The organism is Blautia hominis (genome assembly GCA_002270465.1).
Lineage (GTDB): Bacteria > Bacillota > Clostridia > Lachnospirales > Lachnospiraceae > Blautia > Blautia hominis.
The window spans coordinates 155,177-178,599 of sequence record NQOF01000007.1; the positions used below are offsets into that span (position 1 = coordinate 155,177).

The following is a 23,423-nucleotide window of genomic DNA, read 5'->3' on the forward strand; positions in this document are numbered from 1 at the left end:
AAAAAATACATTGGATGTAGAATTTTTGTCACTGCACAGCTAGGAAACAAGGGATTGATTCTTAATGAATCGAAAGGTTTTCTTTAGAATTTCTTTTAAATTGAGCCTGCAATTTCTTTTAAATTTTATGATGTAATGAAAAGGTAAGAAAAATGTCGAAACTGAGGTGATTTTTATGAATATATTGAACCAGATATCTGAGTATGCCTCCATCTGCCCGGAAAGAACAGCCATCTGCTGTGACGGCTTGTCTGTTACTTACGGGGAGCTGGAGTTATATTCTTCCCGCCTGGCCTGCCATCTTGAGCAGCTATGCGGACAGAACCGTTCCCCCATCGCAGTGTACGGGCACAAACATCCCCTGATGCTTGTATCCTTCCTAGCATGTGTGAAATCGGGCCGGGCCTACTGCCCCATTGACACCTCCGTACCGGATTCCCGTGCGGAAATGATCCTGGACGCCCTTGATTCACCTGTCTTTTTATCCCTCTCTCCTCTGCGGGCTGAATGCAGGGACAAACGTACACTATCCCTGGAGGATATTGATATTATCGTGCATACGGATCTATCCTGTATGAATGGCTGTCTGGAAACCGGCAGACCAAAGCCGGTTTCCGGGGATGATGTTTTCTATATCATATTTACTTCCGGAAGCACCGGTACCCCAAAAGGAGTTGCCATCACGGAAACCAATCTAAGCAATTTTCTGGACTGGTCCATCACCCTTGGAACTCCAACCAATGCCAAAAAGGGAAAGGTGTTTCTGAATCAGGCCCCCTTCTCCTTTGATTTATCTGTTATGGATCTGTACACCTGTCTGGCAGTGGGCGGAACGCTCTGGTGTCTGACAAAAGATGTGCAGAAGGATTACCGGAGACTGCTGGATTCCCTGAAACGCTCCGGGGCTTCCATTATGGTCTCCACACCGTCCTTTGCGGATGTGTGCCTGTCAGACCCAGCCTTTGCCCAGGCCTGCCTGCCTGACCTTGGTCTGTTTTTATTCTGCGGGGAAACCCTTACGAACCGGACAGCCCGAAAGCTCCTGGAACGCTTTCCCGCTGCCAAAGTCATGAATACATACGGCCCCACCGAATCCACCGTGGCAGTCACCCAGGTGGAGATAACCCCGGAACTGGCCGCCAGCCCTTCTCCTCTCCCTGTGGGCAGGGCAAAACCTGGCACTCTGCTGCAGATCTGCGGTCCGGACGGCAGTGTACTCCCGGAAGGGGAAAAAGGGGAGATAATGATCATAGGTGATACGGTAAGCCCAGGCTACTATCAGAATCCCACACAGACCAAGAGCCGCTTTTACCCGTATACCAATAAGGGCATCATCCAGCAGGCATACCGCACAGGTGACAAAGGGTATCTGAAAGACGGAATGCTCTATTACTGCGGACGCATAGACCTGCAGATCAAGCTGCACGGATACAGAATTGAGCTGGAGGATATTGAAAATAATCTTCTCCGCCTCCCTCAGATAGAAAAAGCCGCCGTACTCCCAAACACGAGGGAGGGGCGTGTCAAAAGCATCAGTGCCTATCTGGTCTGCCCCGGCATGACGGCGCCGGAGCGCAATTACGCAGAAACTTTGAAAGAGGGACTGCGCACATTCCTTCCGGAATACATGATACCTAAGAAACTCGTATTCATGGACCGTCTTCCCATGACCGGAAACGGAAAAGTTGACAGAAAAGCTCTGGGAGACCTGGTTCTTTGAGTTTTTACGAAGGGCTTTCCTTCTTTGTCTGCCTTTTTCTCTTCCTGATACCCGCCGTCATTCTGGGCATCATGGAAAAAAAAATGGGCCACTACACCCTGGCTGTCTCCCTTGTATTTATCGTCCTGGTTTTCGGCCACAGTCCCAGACAGTTCCTCTACCTGCTCTTGTTTTACGCGTGGTCTTACCTAGTGGTACGCGGCTATGCGGCTGTCCGCAGAAAAAACGGCAGGAATGAAAAACAGTATTATCTGTTTCTGGCAGCCATGCTGCTGCCGCTGATATTATGTAAACTATCGCCCTTGTTTCACATGAACATTTTCGGATTCACGGGCATTTCTTATATGAGTTTCCGCAGCATTCAGATGGTCATAGAGATTTACGACGGAATCATTGAGGAGGTTCCACTCCTGGAATTTTCAGGATTCCTCCTTTTCTTCCCCTCCATCAGCTCCGGACCCATTGACCGGAGCCGCCGTTTTCACGATGACTGGGAGCGCACCATACCGAGGGCGGAATACCTGGAAATGCTGGGAGAAGGCATTTTTAAACTTCTTTTGGGCCTGGTCTACAAACTGGCGCTGGGCACTCAGCTCTACACACTGCTCACCATATGTGAACAGTCCATGGGGCAGCGCGGCGCCCCCTGGTATTTTGCCGCCGGGTATGCCTGGCTGTACGGTTTCTACCTGTTCTTTGATTTTGCAGGATATTCCCTTATGGCAGTGGGAACCGCATATATTCTGGGCGTAAGGCTGCCTGACAACTTCCGGGCGCCTTTCAAAAGCCTGGATATAAAAGAATTCTGGGACCGCTGGCACATAACCCTGTCCCACTGGTTCCGTGATTTCCTATTCACCCGTTTCATTATGAAATGCTCAAAGAAAAAATGGTTCTCCACCCGCCTGAACAGAGCCTGCGCCGGATTTATTGTCAATATGGGCGTCATGGGATTATGGCACGGCGTCACGCCCTCTTACATCCTCTACGGACTCTACCACGGTATCCTACTGTCAGCAACAGAGGTCTACCAGAAAAAATCAGGCTTCTACAAAAAACACAAAAACCAAAGACTATACAAAGCAGTCTCCTGGCTGCTTACCATAAACCTGGTGATATTCGGCTTCTTTATCTTCTCCGGAAAATTTCTGGAGCTTTTAACCGCCTGATATCCGGCACCGGCACCTATACGCAGCAAACACGCTGCCCGGTGACCATCAATGATACTTAAAAAGGAGAAATGAAAAATGGAAGAAAAAATTTTAGATCTATTAGCAGAAATCTGTGAGGATGACATTGTAAAAGAAGACTTAAAAACCGAACTTTTCCAATCCGGTCTTCTGGACTCTCTGGGATTTGCCGAACTCCTCGCCGGTCTTGAGGAGGAATGCAGCGTTGTCATTGCCCCCTCAGAAGTCACCAGAGAGGAGATGGATACCCCGGAGAAAATTCTGGCTCTCGTGAGATCCAAATGCTGACCCAGGAAAGGCAGGCGCAAGAAACATGAAAAGACTGACTGCATTTTTCACGGCTTTCGTACTATTCCTTGTCACTGCGGCAGGCATTCATCTGACTGTCCGTGACAAGAAAATCCCGGACTCCCATACATTTTCCACATGGGCCAATGAGACCAAAACACGATCCCGTGAAACCATAAAACAAAACCTGAACTCCCACAGCCTTCTGGTATTCGGCTCTTCCGAGTTCATGCACGGACAGGACACCCCCTACCATCCCTCATCCATGTTTGCTGACAGTGACTTTCAGCCCATGCTCATAGGCGCGGGCTATTACCAGTCCCTGAGCCATGCCATCGCCCTCAGCGCTTTAGGGGAGGGGCAGAAAAAAGCCGTTCTGTTCCTATCCCCACAGTGGTTCCGAAAAACGGGTGTCCTGCCCCAGGCCTTTGCATCCCGTTTCTCGGAAAATGACTACATGGGTATGCTGCAGAACGAGACCCTTTCAAAAGAGACAAAACAGTACATCATAGACCGCACCCACACCCTTCTGAAAGACGACCCCAAAACCCAGAACCGCCTGACCACCTACGAACGTGTATGGAACACCAAGACCGCAACAAGCGAGGACACTCTCATAGCCAACGCCTGGCAGAGCTTCCTGAACGAGAAAGAAAAAATAACGGTCCCCCTTCTCTTTGACCTAACCGCCAAAAAGCCAAGTCCACCCGCCGGCAATCTTTCCATCAACTGGACCCAATGGCTTTCCAAAGCCGAAGAAGACGGTGCCCGCTATCAGGAGAACCAGTTCTACATAGATGACAAAAACTACAAAAAACTAAAACCGCGCCTTTCCAAAAAGAAAGACTGCAACAAAAAAGCCATCCACGGCTACGGTTCCTCCCCGGAGTACGATGACCTCCGCTGTTTCCTGAATGTCTGCCGTGACATGGACATCAAGCCATTACTTGTAGTCCTGCCTGTAAACGGCTATTACTACGACTACACCGGCTTCCCCCAGACCGCCAGGGAAACCTACTATTCCAACATCCAAAGCCTGGCCGAAACCTACAACGCCGAGCTTGCCGATTTTTCAGCCGACGAATACACCAAATACTTCTTTGAAGACCAAGTCCACATCGGACGGAAAGGATGGGTACTGATCAATGAAAGCCTTTACAACTTTTATAAAGAACCTTAAAAAAAATCCCAAAACCCGCTTCCTCCTCCAAGTCCTCTCCTTCTACGCCCTCCTCATGCTCCTCTACCTCTACTTCATGACCGCCAACCTCTCCACCGCTCCCCCCTTCCTCTACTCCCAATTCTGAAGCCGCCCCGCGGCTTCTTTTTCTCCCTCTTCTTCCCAACACTCCAACGCACCGCCCCATCTTCTTCCTGACGCTACAACGCACCGCCCCATCTTCCCCGCCAACACCTGAATCCCATTAAAAACACCGTGGCCGACAGTCTTCTCCCGGTACTGCGTTGCGCAGGGCTTTTAGGAAGTCTTAATGCGAAACGGCCAAAGATTGGCAGATAAAATTGGGTTCACAAAACCCAATTTTAAGCGGTGATGAGATGTAAAATCATCAGATTTTACATCGGTTCGCCGCGGTTCTGTCAATCTTTGGCCGTTTCGCATTTAGACTTCCTTAAAGCCCGAAGCCGCAGTACCGGGAGAAGACTGCCGGTCACGGTGTTTTTAATGAACAATGAACACTACTCCCTCTTTATCATCCGATACCCAATCCCAATATGCGTCTGAATATACCTAGGCTCCGAAGGCTCCTCCTCAATCTTCTTCCTAAGCGTCGCCATAAACACCCGCAGGGAAGGCACGTCACTCTGCATCACATTTCCCCACACTTCATTCAGTATAAAATTATGTGTCAGCACCCTCCCCACATTCTTAGCCAAAAGACACAGCAGCTTATACTCGATAGGCGTCAAATGGATCTCCTCATCCCTGATAAATACACATCCCGAAGCATAATCAATCTTCAGATCCCCATTCTCAAAAACAGCGTTATCCTCCACACCCCCGCTGCTCTGATACATAGCCCTGCGGAGACTTGCCCGCAGCCTTGCCAGCAGTTCCTCCACGCTGAATGGCTTCGTCAGGTAATCATCTGCCCCCGCGTCCAGCGCATTTACCTTATCTGCATCCTCGCTTCTGGCACTCACCACAATAATAGGTACATTTGACCAGGATCTCACCTTTTTGATCAGATCCACACCATCCATATCCGGCAGCCCCAAATCCAAGATGATGACATCCGGCCTTTGAGACACAGCCTCCATCAAGGCCTGCGCCCCGTTTTTCGCCATGTGGTACCTGTATTCCTGCATATCCAGTGTGGTTGCCATCAGGTTTCTGACTGCTTTATCATCCTCCACAATAAGTATCAATGGTTTATTCATGTATCACAACCTCCTCTGCCGGCAATGTGAAATAAAAAACACTTCCCCGGGGCTTGTTATCCCTTACCCCGATCTCTCCGCCGTGTGCATTTATAATAGATTTACAGAGGGCAAGTCCCAGGCCCAGTCCGCGCCTGCCGTCCCCCTTCTGGTTCTCCGCTGTATAAAACATCTGAAACAGCTTATCTTTCTCTTCATCCGCCACACCTTTTCCATTGTCTGCAATTTCCGTCCACACAAATCCATCCTTTTGAAACACGTGGACCTTAATCTCCGATCCGGGTGGCGTATATTTAATGGCATTATCAATTATGTTAATAAACACCTGCACGATCAGTCTGGTATCCATCTTTGCCATTAGAAATTCATCATCCTGCTTCACAGTGATCCTGTGTTCTCCGCTTTTTCTGTCCAGATGGTGCATGGCCTCGTTGATCACATCATCCAAAAGTTCCGTCTGTCGTTTCAGATTCATGGCACCGTTCTCGATTCTGGTGACCGACAACAGATTCTCTACCAGATTGATCAGCCAGATGGCATCATCATAAATATCCCCGTAGATCTTATACCTCTGCGCTTCCTCCATCTGGGCACCACCGTTGAGCAGCACACTGGCATTTCCGGATATACCGGTCAGCGGCGTGCGCAGGTCATGGGATATGGCACGAAGCAGATTTGCCCGCAGCCGTTCCTGCCTGGCATTCATCTCCACCTCTTTTTTCTCCTCATCCAGCCTCTGCTTTTCAAGTGCCAGAGCACATTCATTCAGCATGGCAAGGAGCAGGCTTCTCTCAAAGGCAGTGAGTTCCTCGGCCCCAATAACGATCCCAGCCACTGCCAGCGCTTCTTTTCTGCCCCTGACAGCCAGATACAGGCATTTTGCCTCGGGCAGCGTATCTGTTGTGGCACCGGCATGTTTATTGTTCTGGTATACCCAGGAGACCACTTCCAGTTCTTTCTCATTGATATACGGCTCTGCGTCCCTCATCTCCCGGTTATCTGTCCGCGGTACCAGACTGCCCGTTTCATCGGGCATATAGAAAATGACCATACGGCCCAGCATTTTCTCCATCTGCACCATAGTCTCTGAGATGATCTGTGAAACATCCCTGGCCTTCTGCAGCTTCTGGCTGGTTTCCAGCAGAATTTCCGTACGGTAAGCCTTCTCCGCCGCCTGGTGTGCCTGTTCCTTCACCCTGGTGGTCAGGGTGGATATGAGGAATGCCACAAGGAACATAATAATAAATGTAACGGGATATTCCGGTCCGTAAGCTTTCAGGGAATACCTGGGAAGAGTAAAGAAAAAATTAAAGGTAAACACACTGATAAAAGAGCTTACCAGACTGTATGCCTTACTTTCTGTCCACATGGCAGTGAGTACCACTCCCAAAATATACAGCATGATGATATTGACCTCTGAAATCCCATGACTGTACATCCAGCCTCCGATTCCCGTTGAGGCAACCAGCACTCCCACTGTTTTCAGGCTGTCTTTCAATGTAAATCCTGTGCTGCCGTGCCTGATCCTGAATCCCGCTGTACCCGTATTTTCCTCCATAGAGGGAATAATGTAAATATCAGGATTAGAGCCCAGGGCTGTGAGCCTGTCGGCAAAGCTGACTCTGGAAAATGAAAGACCTCCTATCCATTTTGTCCGGCCCAGTACGATTTTTGACACACCGGCCATTCTGGCATATTCCGCGATCTGCTGAACCACATCATCCCCATACATGGTGATGACCCTGGCCCCCAGTTTTTCAGCCAGCTCCATATTTTCCCTCAAGATTTTCTTATCCGTATCCGGCAGATTTTTATCGTGGGATGTCTGTACATACAGGGCCGTAAAGGCACCGTGAAAGGCATCCGCCATACGTGCAGCCGTTCTGATCACCCTGCCGTTGGAGGGGGATGGTGATATCCCCGTAAGGATATGTTCTCCCGGATAAGAGGTTTCCCGTACCGCCTCCCCTTTCTCAGCGATCTTATTGATCCTGTCCGCCATTCTTCTAAGCGCCATCTCCCGCAGGGCAGTGAGAACGCCCGAGTCAGCCGCATGATTTCCGAGACGTTCCCGCACTTTTTCCGGCTCCGCATCCACAAATTCCACCTGATCGGCCTGGTCAAACACTTTATCCGGAACGCGCTCCCCTGCGGGCCTGCCGGTCAGAGAGGATATCACATCCGAAAGGCTTTCGATCTGCTGTACATTCAGGGTTGTATATACATCTATCCCTGCCCGGAGCAGTTCTTCTATATCCTGATAACGCTTTCTGTGCCTGGAACCGGGCACATTTCCATGCGCCAGCCTGTCAATGACTAAAAGCTGCGGCTTTCTTCCGATCGCACTGTCTATATCAAACTCAGGGGACAGCTTTCCCTGGTAATTATGGAAAACAGGTGCAAGCCTCTCCATTTCCTCCCGCAGATCCCATTCCAGGGGAATACAGCCAATCACCACATCGCAGCCCTCTTCTTTTCTTTTCCCTGCATCCCGCAGCATCTGCACCGTTTTTCCGGTACCTTCCGCATAGCTGAAAAATATTTTCAGTCTGCCGCCTCTATCCAAATCCATTGATGCTCCCCTTTCTGTACTGCTTACCTCACTCCCAGCAAAATATGCGGTTATCTGACGGGAGTTAATAGGTTTATTATAGCTTATTTTATAAAGTAATCAAATAAATCGTAAAAAAAGGCAAAGAGCGCCGGCTATCTCGCCTTTGCCAGCGCTCTTACATCTTTATAATGTCCCATTATGATCAGGGTTTCACTCCCCCGGAAAACATATTCCGGGCGGGGCAGAGGGTAGATCTCCTCCTGTTCCTTGACTGCCAGGATACTGATATGATATTTATTCCGCACTCCTTTTTCCACAATGGATTTTCCTACCCACGGTACCGGCACAGGGATTTCATAGATGGAATAATCAGGCGTAAGTTCAATATAATCAAAAATATTTTCCGTGCCGAATTTTACGGCCAGCCGTTCTGCCATCTCTCTTTCGGGATAGACTACCTTATCCGCCCCGTTTCTGAGAAGGAATTTTGCATGTACATCCCTGTTGGCCCTTGACAGGACAAAGGGTGCGCCATAGTCTTTGAGAAGCGCTGTGGTTTCCAGGGAGCTCTGAAAATTGTCTCCAATCGCCACTACGCACAGATCAAAATTCCCCACCCCCAGAGAGGCAATAAAATGCTCATTGGTGGTATCCCCGATCTGCGCATTTGTCACCAGATCAAGCGCGTCATTGACACGCTCCTCATTTATGTCAACCGCAAGGACTTCATTTCCCTCTTCGATCAATTTAGCGGCCATATGTCGCCCAAAGCGGCCCAGTCCCACAACAAGAACCGATTTCATATTTTACTTTTCCTCCTTTAATAGGCCTTAGCCTACAGATACTTTTTCCATTGGCAGTTTTGACGGTATACACGCAATCCTGTTGCCGAAAGCAATGAGTATGGTAATACCTCCAACCCTTCCGATAAACATGAGCAGGATCAAAACGATATGTGACACAGTGCCAAGCTGAGCTGTGATTCCAAGGGACAGCCCCACCGTTCCGATCGCGGATGCTGCCTCAAACAGCGCATCCTGGATCATGACCCCATCTGCAGAGGATATCAGAACCGTTCCCACAAGGATCAAAAGCCCGTACAGCATGGTCACACAGCTTGCGTGCCGCAGGGCATTTTCCTCCATTCTCCGGCGGAAGCACTCAATATCCTTCCGTTTCCTGAATTCCGACCAGATACTCAAGATCATAATGAACATGGTAGTTGTCTTGATTCCTCCTGCAGTGGAGCCTGGGGAACCACCGATAAACATCAGCCCCACCATAAGGATCTTGCTGCACCCGGTAAGGGTTGTCAGATCCACGGTGTTGAAGCCTGCTGTTCTGGGCGTTACAGCCTGGAAAAACGCACATAACACCTGTTCGCCAAAACTCCGCCCCTCCATGGAGGGTTTCCCCAGTTCAAAGAAAAATATAAGGACAGCTCCGCCGAAAATCAGAATGGTCGTTGCCATAAGCACCACCTTGGTATGGAGCTTATAATTTTTATAGTGCCATTTATGTTCCCTGATATCTGACCAGACAAGAAATCCCAGTCCTCCTACTATAATAAGAAGCATAATGGTAATACTCACCAGCGGGCTGCCCGAAGCAGTCATAAGGGACGAACCGGGTTCAAAATTCCCCATCAGATCTATTCCCGCATTACAGAACGCCGAGATAGAATGAAATACGGAAAAATATATGCCTTTTCCAACTCCAAGCCTGGGAACAAAATAAAAGCTCAGCAAAATGGCTCCGATCCCCTCGAATAATACCGTTCCGCCGAACACAAACTTTGCCATACGCACGATCCCGCCCACCTGAGGTGCAGCCACGGATTCCTGCATCAGAAGCCTCTGCGACAAACCAATCTTTCTTTTTGTGATAGTAAGCGCGGAAATGGCAATTGTCATAAATCCAATGCCGCCTATCTGTATTAACAATAAGATAACACCCTGGCCGAATGAGGACCAGAATGTATAAGTGTCATGCAGGACCAGTCCTGTGACACATGTTGCTGATGTAGCAGTAAACCAGGCATCCATAAATGGAACCGCAGTCATCTGCCTGCTGGACACAGGCAGCATCAGCAGAAGCGTACCTGTGGTGATCACCGCCAAATATCCAAAAACTATAAGTTTCGTTGTGGTCCAGTGATGTTTCTTTATTCCTGACATAAGAGTTTTCCACCCTTTTTATTCTCTTTATATGTTGTTCTGTAACATAACTGTTACATATCTTCACAGTTACAGGCCTGCTGAGTAGTTATCCTGTAACTACATATTCTAAATTCTTTTATATTAAAACGGCGTAAAGCTATATTAAGGACACATTAAGATAGCATAAAGATTTATATGCTCTTTATGCTATCTTGTCCTGTTCTCTTATTCTTTATTCTCTATCTGTTCGTCGTCCCTGGTATTGCGGTAAAACCATTCCAGAAGGTCCTCCAGCGCTTCCTTGACGGACTGAAGAGGCTTGTCAAACATTCCGGATTTATAAAAATTGATCACAACAGCACCAATGGGGACTGCAAGTATCATGCCTATCACACTGCTGATACGGTATCCTGTATACATAAAAATCAAAGTAAGCAGCGGGTCCATGCCAATGGAATCCCCCACCATTTTGGGTTCTATGATCCGTCGCAGCAGTTGAGTGACCAAATACAGAATGATAAGCCCAACCGCAAACTTTGTATCTCCGGACAGCAGTTTAAATATGGCCCATGGAATAAGCGCCGTACCGGTACCGAAAAACGGCAGCATATCCAAAAAGGAAATGAGAAACGCCACCAGAACAGCAAAACTCACCTGTAGAAACAAAAGTCCCACGCAGAGTATAGCCCAAATGATCGCCATGATCTTAAACTGTGCCTTAAAATACCCGCCAAAAACTTTCTTGAAGCTGTCTGAGAGCACCTTCCATTTTTCCTGTATGATCTGCGGCGTGTTATTCCGCCCAAACTCCAGGATCCCATCCCTGTCCGCAATGAAAAAATATGCAGACAAAATGGTAAAGATAATAGATATCAGCACACTTGGAAGATGTTTTGCCAGGTCTCCCGCATATCCCACCGTCCACTCACTGATATTACCCACCAGTTTTCCAATCCGTTCTCCCAGATCATCCTGTATATTATTGATAGAAGTCTGTACATTTTCCGGAAGCTGTTTCATAAATTTATTCAGGTTGTGTTCCACCTCACGAAAATCTTCCCGAAAACCGCCGTAAATATCTGGCGCCTGGTTAATCAGCTCGCTGGTTTCCTCCACTGCTTTTGCCCCAATAAAATACCCCGCCCCGATAATGGCGGCCAGAACTGCTATGATGATCAGCATTGAGGTATGCTTTCTGGCTATCTTCATCCGTCTCTCCACCATACGAACCAGAGGACTTGCTATCATAGCAATAACCCAGCCAATGACAAAAGGCATAAAAAATCTGAGGAATTTGATTCCCAGAACAATGAACAATATAACGCCTAAAACGCTGAACAACGCCGCCAGAATACCTTTAACATACTTTTTCCACTTCTTCATATCTAAATATCTCCCATGCCTGCCTGTTTTGACTGCTGTCACTGCAATCTGACAGTAGCCGGGGCAGATTTTGCCTGCACCGGCTACTTTAAGTATACTCTCATCCGCATGGGATACAATGCATATCCCGTTAATTTTTTATGAAAAATTTGCGAACTGTATCTGGTTGTTATTTTTCCTTCGGAAAGGTCAAAAGTGTTTGTTTGTACTGTCAAATTTCTCTGAGAAAAGCAAAGGGTTCCTCGTCATGCAGAAAATGCATCAGCATATATGCTGTCATGATCGCAGCCTTCTCTTCTCTCAGGATCCGCCTGACTTCCTCCCTGTCCGCCAGCACAATCTCCAATTCCTCGGAGTCTTCCAGGCCGTCCCCGGAAATCTCACCGGAAGTATAGCCATACACCGTGGCGCAGGATTCGTCAGTCATGCCAATAGTTGTGAAGTACGGCTTTTCGTACGCCGGATCCACATCAATGGGGGACAGCTCAAGTCCGGTTTCCTCTTTCATTTCTCTGATTCCGGCCTCTTTGTAGTCCTCACCGGGTTCTACCAGTCCCGCCGGAAATTCATAGATATAACTATCAATGGCATAGCGGTACTGACGCACCAGCACCACTTTGTCCCTTTTCTCTCCGTAAAGGCTGTAAATGATCACACCATCCGGGGTATTTTTCTTCGTTCTTATTTTCAGGTCATTTTCTGTCTTTGCCCTGGACGCCACGTAATAATGGCCTTTTCTGCCTGTTTTGCTCTCCACATCCAAGTGATAGAGATTCACGTGGGGGTTTTCTGTGAGCGGCGTCACTTTTTTTATTTCCGGCATATTTTATTCTCCTCGCAGTAATACTCTGATCCTTTTATATATAAGCAGTGTGACGGCAGAAATGATACATCCTTTCACCAGATTAAACGGTGCCACTGCCAGCACTACAAAGGTAAACAGGTTGTTGATCGCAGGATGGATGGATGTGCCCATCTGGATAAATGCGCTTACCGGCATGCCAAATGCTGCCCCATATGCGGGAAGCAGAATAAATGCATTTACCACGCAGCCTACAACAGCCATTGAGATCGTTCCTATCACCATTCCGATCACGGCAAATTTTTTATTCCTGTGGTATTTATAGAAAAATGCTGCCGGAACAATGAAAGAACACCCAATCAGGAAATTGGCAATCTCACCTACCCCCGCTGTGGCGGAGCCATGGATCACTGCATACAGCAGTACCTTTAAAAGTTCGATCATAATACCAGCCACCGGCCCCATGGCAAACGCCCCTACCAGTACCGGTACTTCTGAGAAGTCCATCTGATAAAACGGCGGTGCGATCACCGGGATAGGAAACTCGATCATCATCAATACCGTAGCCACTGCCCCAAGCATAGCTACCTGTGCCAGTGTCCTGATCTTAGAACGATTCTGCGCCCCTGCAGGCCTTTTGTTTACAATTGCGTCATTACTCATTTTCATTCTCTCCTTTTTATGATGGTTTCATAGTAACTATTCAGCAGGTCTGCGCATTCACTGCGCTGACCGTAAGAAAGTGTACCACGGCCAAGCAAAAATCCCATCGCCAAAGGCGATTCTGCATGGATTTTTGCCTGTAACTGTGAAGGTACTGAACAGTTACGTTTCATAAAAGGAAATTCTTCTTTTCTGTCATTGATGTACAGATTCCATCCTGCTGCACTGCCACAGTAATAATGAAAAAATGCCCTGAGATCAGGGCACCGACGAAATCTGTATTGTGACATACATTTTCTTCTCTCATCCAGACTTTAACTGTCGGTACCGGAATCACACCGGTTCAGCCATTTACATGGGTCGCGGACTATACCGCCGGTAGGGATTTACACCCTGCCCCGAAGAATTTTCTTTTATTCTATTGGGAATTATAGCGCATTTGACTATATTTTTCAAGGGTTTTTGTGGATATTGTCTGCCTGACACCATTTTGCTCTTTGTCGATTTCGCATAAAATTGGACCTTGCCATATTAGGATTTTTGGGTACTCACTTCTATGTGATGACATGGGTGGCTGCCCGCGATCAAAACTTTCTTACCTTGAAAAGCAAATCCGTACTCATAAATTTTTTCTTTACTGATTCCCTTTACTTCCAAAGACGAAGCATAATTTCTTTTTTCAATTTGATCCAATGCTGCCCGGCTTGTATCTTCTAGATCTTGTTCTGTCGCTCCCTGAACCTTAAACTCCATGATCATAGCACTATCCTTCGGATTTCTGGGTTCCAGCATAACATCATACCGACCCAATCCACTTTCACGGTTAGATGTTATCACATATCGCTCTTCCAAATCCACTATAAGCCCAAGAACAAAACCATGGTAAAAACGCTCCGGCTCGCTTGCCTCAGAAGGCTGACTTCCGCTGTCAAAAAAGCTGAAGGTCGCAAGAGCAACACGATTCATATAGATATTCATAGACTCTATATCATTTTTCAACAGTGCCTGAATAAAGCTGTTATAATTCGCTGCAGTCAAAGCAAACCAGCCCCGCACCATATTCTGAAACATAACCTTGACCTCAAAATTCGTGATTGCCAGGCTGTATTGCTTTTTCCATGGTCCATAGAAACCATCTTGTACTTCTATATCAGCCACTTTCAGATAACCACTGGCAAGCAGCAGGCTCCAGATAGCACTTTCGTCTATATCCAGATGGTCATAAACTATCTGCTCTTCAATTTCTGTAGTAATCGCCTTCCCTGCCAGAAGACACTCCAGTGTCTCTTTCACCTGCCCGGTTCCCTTCTGAATCAGATTACTGATAAGGCGGTTACTACTTGTATTAGCCCAATATGGTTCTGCACTCTGTTTATCTAGGAAATTGATAATAGACCATGGATTGTAGATTTCTGTTTCATCCCCGAACCGAAATCCGTCGTACCACTTTTTCACTTCATCTTTCCGGTCATAAATCCCATATTCCCGCAAAGCGTCCTCTACCTCCGCTTCTGTAAAACCAAACACATCCGTATATTTTGCAGAAGTTGTAGTGACAACCTCCAGATTATTCAAATCAGAAAAAATAGATTCCTTGCTGACTCTGGTTATACCTGTCATGATAGCTCGTTCCAGGTAGGGATTATTTTTGAAAGTAGCATTAAATAAGCTTCTTATAAATCCTACTAATTCATTCCAATATCCCCCTACATATGCTTCCTGCATAGGAGTGTCATATTCATCCAGGAGAATGATCGCCTTCTTTCCATAATAGCGATAAAGATAATCTGATAACTGATATAGAGTCAAAGAAGCTTCGTAGTCTTCCATTTCAGCGGAAACATTTAAGAAATCTTCTTTTTCACCCTCATCCAGGATATCTTCTTTCAGTAAAAAATTATACTTGCGATATAAAAGCTGGATCAGCTTACATATTTTCTTTTTCACCTCACTGTAAGAGGTTTCCTTAATACTGGAAAAACTAAGCACGATCACCGGATACGTTCCCTGCAGCTTCCGGTATTTTTGCTCTTTCCAGATATTCATTCCCTGGAAAATATCTGTCCCGGCATATTTTACAGAAAAGAACTGTTCTACCATACTGAGTGTCAGCGTTTTTCCGAAACGCCTGGGACGGGCTATCAGCGTAACGTCATCCTTTTCTTCCCACCACTCTTTAATAAACTTGGTCTTATCAACCAGAAATATATTCTCTTTCCTTATTTTTTCAAAATCCTGCAATCCGATCCCCACAGTTCTACTCATCATACACCCCTCCCTTTTATACCATAATTTTGCCATGCATCACATACAAATTTTACTATCACTTTTATCATTATAGCCCAAAATATTATTTGATACAATGTAATCTAAAAAAGAGCCTGTAATCCACACCCAACCGGGCAGAACAACAGGCTTATTCAGCAGCTCTCTTATAAATATGATGTATTTGGGTAAATCATTTTTGCCTATATGATTTTTATTTATTGTCTTTGAATGTTTTCTTGTTCTACCATGGATTTCTCAATTTCCATCCTTTTATCCGCCCATTTTTCCTCAAGCTCACCCAACGCAATTTGTTCCTCGGTAAAATTCTGCGCATACTCTTCTTTTAAACTACTCATATATTTTTCAATCGTCATATTTTTGCGAGTTACTTCCCTCATCGCGTCTTCATAATTCTTTGCACCGCCGTAGGCTTCATAAAGGGCATCGACTTCTCCTTCCTTCTTCATCTGCTCATAAATTTCTACATTAAATTCTATTGCTCTATCCAAATCTTCATCCGAAGCCGAAAAACCATTTTGGGTTGCAACATAATATAATGATTTAAATTTACAGATAAAATTAAATGCATCCTCTTCCGGAACTTTAGAATTTGTCAACTTAAAAACTTCCGTCTGCCACTCCAATTCCTCATCAGTAATCGTTATATGATCACCTTTTGCATATATATCATCATTAACAGGTTTTAGTTTGTCATTCTTTAAATATGGGTTCTCCCTTGTAAGCTCTGCAAATGCTTTTGTTTTATCAAAATCCTGTCCGGCATCATCACTCTTGCTATAGAATAGAATACTCCCTCCTATTGCCAGCAAGCATGATCCAGCAATTAATATCTGATTTCTTTTTTTCATAATACCCCCTCCCTCTAATCGCCTAAATATATTCTACTTTTTAGAAGAACCTTCACATCTCCGACTTTCCTTCCAACAGTTTCCATTACTGCTTGTTCGGAAATCAGATAACTTAATGTAGTACTTCCTGTTCGATAGCAAGACCCTCCTTGTTCGTTACACAATTTTTTTAAGCAAACCTGCCAGTACAGATGTGAGATTTTAGTCATATGGTATTAAATATCCGCCATCATAACTTACGATTTTATCTATGGCAGGAATACTCAAGCTGATTACATATTCACAAGAACAATCGGTACCAGAGATTATAAATTCATTCAGCCCTTTTGACAATTCAACTGTAATCTCACCGGAATCTTTTTCACTTACATTACCCTCTTCTAACTGTAAGATTTTCCTCCAATCTTGAAATATTTCTAATTCATTTTTATCTTTGCTGTAAACAATTTTCATCGTCCCCGGCGTATTATCACTGACTTCAACTGCCAACAGAACACCATATGAATCATGTACTTTTACCTTCCCTTTGGACATAATAACATTATCATTTTGCTCAATTTTTGATGCCTCAAATGATGTAGTTTTTATTTGAATAGGCCAATCTGTATACGCACAGCCAGATAAAATACTTGCAACTAAAATCAATAAAATAAAGCCCTTTATTTTTTTCATGGATACCCTCCAATAATTCTTATCTAATAGTTTACCAGGCATTGTGCTTTATTACAAGAAGCCAATGCAGTGCTAAAATACCATATTGGCTTGCAATAATATTTGCGGCACTGTCTTACATAAACAATCATGATAACAAAAGAAATAGCATCCTACCGTCCAAAGTAGATGCTATTTCCATAAATACGTTTTAAACTACTGAGGGCAATCGGAAATTCAATTCCAATAACCTTTCGCTTGTTTTGCAAGCAGCGCTTTTTTTCCATAACATATTCAACTGCTGCCCATTTCTTTCATAACACTTTAAAACAGAAATCCTTATTCTTACTAACAGCCTTTCAGCCACTAGTCCTGTCTCCGCATTAATCGTACGCCTGTCCGACAACGTCCAAACTCCCTAACTTCTCATCACTTAAATATTTTCTTCGCAACAAATAAGAAAATACATGCGCCAAAGACAGACACAATAACATTAGCCAGAAAACCATATGCATGGAATCCCACTAATGAAATGACGGCGCTGCCCACAAAGGAGCCGGCGATTCCGGTGATAATGGTTCTGATGAATCCTCCTTTTTTTACGTCCATGATCTTCCCGGCAATCCAGCCGGATACTATACCTATAACTAATGATGTAAGCATTTTTCCCTCCTACTATTACTCCTCTTATGGTATGTCTGTTACTGTTCAATCTTTGAATATATCATTATATGATATCCTTATATAACAATAATATTATTGTACCATAATTACGATCATGTTTCACCATCAACTTCTTATCACAGAACAAAATCCCCCTGCCTGTAACATCACCGTTATCAGGCAGGGGGATTTTATTCATTAGAAGATCTCTCTTCCCATTTCATCAGGGATCATAGATTTTCTATAAAAGAAACTGTTGATCACATCGCACCATTCCCGGCTGTTTTCTGTCTGGCGCACAAAGCGTTCTTTGACTCTTTGGAAAATGTGCTGCGGGATTTTATCCTCCAGGCAGTTCCAGTCTCTCTGCATTTTTTGAACATCAGCATATCCCTCAAAATGACTGTCATATATATGCTGAATCAATGTCTTCCCGGAACGCAGCCGGTGTGTGTAGGGAACACGATGGAAAAACAGCAGCAGATTTTCCGGACAACTTTCTGTATCTCTGTACAGAGCTGCATTTTTCTCAAAATACTGCTCACTATATCCGGTGCCCTTTTCGCTTCTGTCGACACCCACGGCCAGATGGTCGGCTCTGTGGTAGGTACCCCATTTGGAGTATTCGTATCCTTCCGGATTCGGCCCATAGTGGTATGCAGGATTCACCATAAAACCGATTCCCAGAGGCGCCGTATATTTTTCGTAAACTTCTCTGGAACGAAGAAGGATATCTGCGATCATCATCTTCACATCACTGTCTCTGCTGATCTGCAGAGAAATCCACTCCTGCACAATCTCTTCTGCTGATATCTGAGGATTCCAGGCCAGGCGCCCGAAGCCGTACAGGTTGGCGCCTGCAAGATCATGCCCTGTCCAGTTGGCATCCCTTCCTGTGTTGGCGACAGCAGCCATGCCGCATTTCTGCTGTCCGAATGTCCTGCCTGAGACTATGTCCGCAACGGTATCTTGGGGTTTTCCACAGCCTGTAGAAAAATCAAGCACTTCTTTCCACATGGGAACAAGATAACACACATCAATCTGCTGGCCTGTGTATTCCTGAGCTATCTGTACTTCCAGCATTTGGTTGGTGTGCTGGAGGCCGCCGAAAAGGGGATGCACCGGTTCTCTCACCTGGAAATCAATGGGGCCGTTTTTGATCTGAAGGATCACATTGTCATCAAATTTTCCGTCCAGAGGCATAAAATTGTCATACCCGGCACATGCACGGTCTGTCCTGCGGTCCCGCCAGTCCTGCTGACAATTGTACACAAAGCATCTCCAGATGATCGTTCCTCCATAAGGCTTTACCGCACGGGCCAGCATGTTGGCGCCGTCCGCATGGTTCCTGCCGTATGCAAAAGGACCCGGACGTCCCTCAGAGTCTGCCTTTACAAGAAAACCTCCCATATTGGGAATCCGGCTGAAAATCTCACCGCATTTTTTCTCCCACCATTTCCTCACGTCCTCATTCAGAGGGTCTGCGCAGGGAAGCCCGTCCAGAGTCATGGGCGCTGCAAAATCAATGCACAGATACATGGAAATACCGTATTTCCCAAAGATACCGGCAATCTGCGCCAATTCGTTATAGTGCTTTTCTGTGATAAGCCATTCTGCCCCATCCCGGACATTCACATTATTGATGGAAATTGCATTGATTCCAACGGAACAAAGCAGTCTGGCATAATCTGTGATCCGCTTCGTTACGCATACTTTTCCGTTTTCATAAAAAAAAGAGTTTCCTGCGTAACCACGCTCAATGCTGCCGTCTATGTTGTCCCACTGATTCAGCATTCTGATGGGATTCTGCGGATTTTCCTGAAGGGAAATACCCGTGATATCTTTTCCTGCGGAAACCATAAGAAGAAACCGGAAGGTTCCGTACAAAAGTCCGTTTTCCCCGGCTGCACGGATATAGATTCTGTCATTTTCTTCGGTTATCTCATATCCTTCCGTACCCAGGTCCGGGGATGGATCTATTTCTAACAGAATTCCTGCTTTCTCCCTGTCATCTGTCCTGATGATCTGAATGCTGAATAGTTTTTCAGATGCCGTCTCTATTTCCTGCAGAGCGCTTTTGACCAGCTCTCCGTTTTGGTCTGTATAGACAGACTTAAAAAATTTCCTGTTCCTCTGATTTTCTATCGGTTCATATGCAAGCCACGCCTGCTCCCAGTTACACATAATTTCCTCCTCGTCTTTCATATCCCAGATATTGTTTCAGCATGTCTGTCTCCACACCTGCCAGTATAACAATTGCGGAAACTATCATCCCTTTAATCCGGAGGTTGCAATTCCGTCCGCCAGATATTTCTGGAAGAAAATAAATATCAGCACAATCGGCACAATGGAAAGAGTCGCCATTGCAAACATAGCACCATAGTCCGATGAGGAACCCGGATCGCAGAACAATTTCAGCGCCAGGGCAACCGGATACATGGCGGCATCATTGATATAAAGCAGAGCTGACATAAAATCATCCCATCTCCACATAAAGGAGAAGATACCGCCCGTGATCAGCGACGGTGCCATTAGCGGCAGGATGATACGGAAGAAGATCCCGTAATAGGAGCATCCGTCTATCTTAGCAGCTTCATCCAGCTCTGTGGGGATACCTTCGATAAAATTCATCATCAGATATACAAAAAATCCCTGAATGGCAAAGAAAAACGGAACGATAAGCGGAGAAAAACTGCCTACCCAGCCAAGTTTTTCATACCACAGATACTGGGGCACCATAAGGATCTGTCCCGGCAGCATCATGGATGCCAGCATGGCACCGAATAAAATCTTCTTGCCCCTGAACTGGCATCTGGCAAAGCCGTAAGCCACACAGGCGGAGGATGCCAGCGTACCGATGGTACCCACAACTGCTATAAAAAGAGAATTTTTGAAAAAGGTACCAAAGGACACCCCCGCAAAACCTCTCCAGCCATTGGAATAGTTCTCCAGTGTAAATGTCTCAGGAATCAGGCTTCCCGCTGTTGTAAAAATGGTGCTTGTCTCTTTGAAAGAGCTCATGAACATCCAGCAGAGCGGATACAGCATGGCTAATCCGAAACCGCAGACTAAAACATGATAAACAACTGTTCTTATATTCTTCGTTTTCACAATCTCACCCCTGTTCATATACCCAATATTTTTTCGTCTTAAACAACACAAATGTGATCACCGCAATAATGCCCAGCATAACCCACGCCATTGCGGATGCATATCCGGATTTGCTGAAGGAGAAGGACTGCTGGTACATATACACAGCGTAGAATAAGGTAGTATCCATAGGTTTCCCCTGTGTGATGATCAAACTCTGTGTAAATGCCAGGAACCCGTTGATCATCTGCATAACCAGATTGAAGAAAATGGTAGGCGTCAGAAGCGGCAGGGTAACGCGGAAGAACTTTGTCACCTTGTTGGCACCGTCCACATCTGCTGCCTCATACAGCGATTTTGGAATCTGTTTTAATGCAGAAAGGAAAATCAGCATGGAGGAACCGAACTGCCACACAGCCAGCAGGATCAAGGTCCAGATCGCCGTCCTGGTATCACTGAGCCAGGCAAAGTTTGTATCAATTCCGAGCATTCCCAGAATACTGTTCACTACACCGTCAGGTGCAAACATCCTCTTCCACAAAATAGCCACTGCCACAGAGCCGCCGATGATGGATGGCAGATAGTATGCCGCACGGTAAAAGCCTGTAGCTTTTGTTGGTTTCACCAGTATCATAGCCACCAACAGGGCAAAAATAAGCCTCAGCGGAACAGACACCAGCGCGAAATAAAGAGTCGCTTTGATGGAATGCCAGAACACTTCATCATTTGTAAACATATCTATGTAGTTCTTGAGTCCCACGAACTCCGGCGGGGACAAAATGTCATAGTCACACAGGGAGTAGTAAAAAGAGATTCCCATAGGTATGATCAAAAACACCAAAAATCCTATGATAAAAGGAAGGCAGAACACAATTCCTGCTGTCTTTTCCTTATTTAAAAACTTGTATAATTTTTTACTGGTAGGTTTCAAAATCTCCTCTCCTTTCTAAAGGCAGAAAAAGGGCTGCCGCCGTCCAAAAGACTACAGCAGCCCTGATTATTTATTGATGGGTAACTTGTTCAGTACCCTCACAGTTACAGGCAAAAATCCATGCAGAATCGCCTTTGGCGATAGGATTTTTGCTTGGCTGCGGAATGCTTTCTTACGGTCAGCGCAGTGAATGCGCAGACCTACTGAACTGTTACTATTGATGTTCCGCGTAAATTTCGTTTGCGCTTTTGAAATATTCCTCCGCAGCCTGCTCCGAAGTATATTCCCCGTATTTCACTTTCTCCTCCAGCTTTCTCAGCAGATCCTGAGACTCGCTGGTCCCCTCCGGTGCCAGAGGCGGCAGTGCACTGGAATTTGGAGTGATAACGTCCGTGATAAATGCAGCATTTTCCTGGTCTTCCTTGCTGAGTAATGGCATGATCTCCTCTGAGATCTTGCTGGACACCGGGATTCCTCTTTCTGCCAGAAGGATCTTGTATGCCTCTGAAGAATTTGTAAAGTAATTCAGCACTTTCACTGCCTCTTCCGGATTTTTCGTATCAGCGCTCACACAGTAATACATACTGGGTTTTACATAGTTGGATTTTTTCGGGTCTGTGGATGGTATGGTTGTGATCGCAATATCTGTTCCCTCCGGTGCTGCTGTCTGGTAGGCAGTCAGCATGGCAGAACCATTGATGGTACACCAGGTCATATTGTCCGGATTGGAACCGTATACCATTGGGTCTTCCTCAACGCTGGCTGTATCAGCCGCCTGGCTGGGGGAGATGTGCCATCCCTCTTTGACACCGTCTTCAGAAATTTTAAAGTAATCTACATAGTCCTCTGCGCTCTCTCCGCCAAGTTTGTCCACTACCTGAATCTCATTAGCCCTTGCATAGACTTCCATGTACATTCCATAATGGATAAGGTTTGCCCGGTATCCGGTCTCATCATAGACCTGCTTTGCGATTTCGATAAACTCATCTAAAGTCATATTGTCCTTGATCGTGATCCCCAGTTCATCCAGCAGTGTTTTATTATAGAACATACAGGAGGCACTGGTCCCGGATGCAACACCGTAAATCTTGTCTCCCACCTTGCCCATATTGACTGCATCTTCTGACAGATCGGAGGTATCCAGAGTTCCGTCTTCAATATAGGGTGACAGGTCTAAAAGCTGGCCCTTGTCCACATACTGCTGCAGATATGACATATCCATCTGGATGATGTCCGGCATTTTTTTGCCTGCCGCTGAGGTGGCCATTTTACTCCAGTAATCATCCCACTGGAAGAACTGTCCCTTAACTGTAGTTCCCTCTTCTTCCTTATATTTATCCAGCACCTGCTGTGTACGCTCATTTCTTACCTGGTTTCCCCACCAGGCCATGGTCAGTTCTCCTGATGCTGCTTCCTCTTTACTTCCTTTTCCGCTCTTGTCTGATCCGCACGCTGTCATGGAACCTGCTGCCAGTGCACATGCCAGTGCCACTGCTGCTGCTCTTTTTAAATATTTCCTTTTCACTGTTTTTCCTCCATGTTTTCTTTTGAGAAGCTCCTCTTGATGTATCTCATTATATAATGATTTTCCCCGGATGAAAATTGATAAAACTTACTTCCAAACACAAAAAACACACCTGCATCAGCAAAAAAATTACTTTACCTGTAAATAATTGACTTCCGGCATTTTTTGTTTGTTTTTTCCGGGCAAATCAATTGCACTTTTATCTTTATTTTACTATAATTTTTTTAATCCCACGTTTTCCTCCCTCAGGGAGGCGAGCGCAGAGGA

20 protein-coding genes and 1 riboswitch are annotated in these 23,423 nt (G+C 45.8%); of the genes, 5 read left to right on the forward strand and 15 right to left on the reverse strand.

Annotated elements, in window-relative coordinates:
• Positions 1 to 175 precede the first annotated feature (175 nt).
• The 5 genes from dltA to CI595_RS26155 all read left to right on the forward strand — a co-directional run bounded on the left by dltA (position 176) and on the right by CI595_RS26155 (position 4,505).
• Entirely contained in the window at positions 176 to 1,720 is a 1,545-nt protein-coding gene (dltA, locus tag CI595_RS20680) for a D-alanine--poly(phosphoribitol) ligase subunit DltA (RefSeq protein ID WP_095175517.1), read from the forward strand.
• Positions 1,717 to 2,889: a D-alanyl-lipoteichoic acid biosynthesis protein DltB gene (gene dltB, locus CI595_RS20685; protein ID WP_095175518.1), complete on the forward strand. Its 1,173-nt coding sequence runs from the start codon at positions 1,717 to 1,719 to the stop codon at positions 2,887 to 2,889. Before dltA ends, dltB begins: the two co-directional genes overlap by 4 nt.
• 78 nt (positions 2,890 to 2,967) lie before the next feature.
• Complete coding sequence (dltC, locus tag CI595_RS20690) at positions 2,968 to 3,198, forward strand: D-alanine--poly(phosphoribitol) ligase subunit DltC (protein ID WP_095175519.1); 231 nt, start codon at positions 2,968 to 2,970, stop codon at positions 3,196 to 3,198.
• A gap of 25 nt (positions 3,199 to 3,223) precedes the next feature.
• On the forward strand, positions 3,224 to 4,378 hold the full coding sequence (gene dltD, locus CI595_RS20695) for a D-alanyl-lipoteichoic acid biosynthesis protein DltD (protein WP_095175520.1): 1,155 nt from the start codon (positions 3,224 to 3,226) through the stop codon (positions 4,376 to 4,378).
• Positions 4,344 to 4,505: a hypothetical protein gene (locus tag CI595_RS26155; RefSeq protein WP_156087479.1), complete on the forward strand. Its 162-nt coding sequence runs from the start codon at positions 4,344 to 4,346 to the stop codon at positions 4,503 to 4,505. The genes dltD and CI595_RS26155 overlap by 35 nt, the downstream gene beginning before the upstream one ends.
• A 391-nt stretch (positions 4,506 to 4,896) precedes the next feature.
• On the opposite strand, the gene CI595_RS20705 is transcribed toward CI595_RS26155, so the two are convergent.
• The 15 genes from CI595_RS20705 to CI595_RS20775 all read right to left on the reverse strand — a co-directional run bounded on the left by CI595_RS20705 (position 4,897) and on the right by CI595_RS20775 (position 23,156).
• Complete coding sequence (locus CI595_RS20705) at positions 4,897 to 5,598, reverse strand: response regulator (RefSeq protein WP_095175522.1); 702 nt, start codon at positions 5,596 to 5,598, stop codon at positions 4,897 to 4,899.
• Entirely contained in the window at positions 5,591 to 8,170 is a 2,580-nt protein-coding gene (locus tag CI595_RS20710) for an ATP-binding protein (RefSeq protein WP_095175523.1), read from the reverse strand. Before CI595_RS20710 ends, CI595_RS20705 begins: the two co-directional genes overlap by 8 nt.
• Positions 8,171 to 8,304: 134 nt before the next feature.
• The gene (locus tag CI595_RS20715) at positions 8,305 to 8,955 is read right to left on the reverse strand and encodes a potassium channel family protein (RefSeq protein ID WP_065544451.1); all 651 of its coding nucleotides are present in this window, start codon (positions 8,953 to 8,955) and stop codon (positions 8,305 to 8,307) included.
• A 27-nt stretch (positions 8,956 to 8,982) separates the two neighbouring features.
• A complete protein-coding gene (locus CI595_RS20720) occupies positions 8,983 to 10,329 on the reverse strand; it encodes a TrkH family potassium uptake protein (protein WP_095175524.1) in 1,347 nt (448 codons plus the stop codon).
• 207 nt (positions 10,330 to 10,536) lie between these two features.
• The gene (gene ytvI / locus CI595_RS20725) at positions 10,537 to 11,694 is read right to left on the reverse strand and encodes a sporulation integral membrane protein YtvI (protein WP_095175525.1); all 1,158 of its coding nucleotides are present in this window, start codon (positions 11,692 to 11,694) and stop codon (positions 10,537 to 10,539) included.
• Between the two features lie 211 nt (positions 11,695 to 11,905).
• Entirely contained in the window at positions 11,906 to 12,517 is a 612-nt protein-coding gene (locus tag CI595_RS20730) for an NUDIX hydrolase (protein WP_095175526.1), read from the reverse strand.
• Between the two features lie 3 nt (positions 12,518 to 12,520).
• Complete coding sequence (locus tag CI595_RS20735; protein ID WP_095175527.1) at positions 12,521 to 13,159, reverse strand: ECF transporter S component; 639 nt, start codon at positions 13,157 to 13,159, stop codon at positions 12,521 to 12,523.
• Between the two features lie 291 nt (positions 13,160 to 13,450).
• A riboswitch (FMN riboswitch) is annotated at positions 13,451 to 13,569 on the reverse strand.
• 121 nt (positions 13,570 to 13,690) lie between these two features.
• Positions 13,691 to 15,424, reverse strand: coding sequence for an AAA family ATPase (locus CI595_RS20740; RefSeq protein ID WP_095175528.1), 1,734 nt, complete (start codon positions 15,422 to 15,424; stop codon positions 13,691 to 13,693).
• Between the two features lie 218 nt (positions 15,425 to 15,642).
• A complete protein-coding gene (locus tag CI595_RS20745; protein ID WP_095175529.1) occupies positions 15,643 to 16,296 on the reverse strand; it encodes a hypothetical protein in 654 nt (217 codons plus the stop codon).
• A gap of 201 nt (positions 16,297 to 16,497) precedes the next feature.
• Positions 16,498 to 16,968, reverse strand: coding sequence for a hypothetical protein (locus tag CI595_RS20750; RefSeq protein WP_095175530.1), 471 nt, complete (start codon positions 16,966 to 16,968; stop codon positions 16,498 to 16,500).
• 408 nt (positions 16,969 to 17,376) lie between these two features.
• The gene (locus CI595_RS20755; RefSeq protein WP_095175531.1) at positions 17,377 to 17,610 is read right to left on the reverse strand and encodes a GlsB/YeaQ/YmgE family stress response membrane protein; all 234 of its coding nucleotides are present in this window, start codon (positions 17,608 to 17,610) and stop codon (positions 17,377 to 17,379) included.
• A 198-nt stretch (positions 17,611 to 17,808) separates the two neighbouring features.
• Positions 17,809 to 19,794, reverse strand: coding sequence for an alpha-glucuronidase family glycosyl hydrolase (locus CI595_RS20760; protein WP_095175532.1), 1,986 nt, complete (start codon positions 19,792 to 19,794; stop codon positions 17,809 to 17,811).
• An 84-nt stretch (positions 19,795 to 19,878) separates the two neighbouring features.
• Complete coding sequence (locus CI595_RS20765; RefSeq protein ID WP_331481677.1) at positions 19,879 to 20,739, reverse strand: carbohydrate ABC transporter permease; 861 nt, start codon at positions 20,737 to 20,739, stop codon at positions 19,879 to 19,881.
• Complete coding sequence (locus tag CI595_RS20770; protein ID WP_095175533.1) at positions 20,726 to 21,631, reverse strand: carbohydrate ABC transporter permease; 906 nt, start codon at positions 21,629 to 21,631, stop codon at positions 20,726 to 20,728. Before CI595_RS20770 ends, CI595_RS20765 begins: the two co-directional genes overlap by 14 nt.
• A gap of 214 nt (positions 21,632 to 21,845) precedes the next feature.
• Positions 21,846 to 23,156: an ABC transporter substrate-binding protein gene (locus CI595_RS20775; protein WP_243135225.1), complete on the reverse strand. Its 1,311-nt coding sequence runs from the start codon at positions 23,154 to 23,156 to the stop codon at positions 21,846 to 21,848.
• Positions 23,157 to 23,423: the final 267 nt, after the last annotated feature.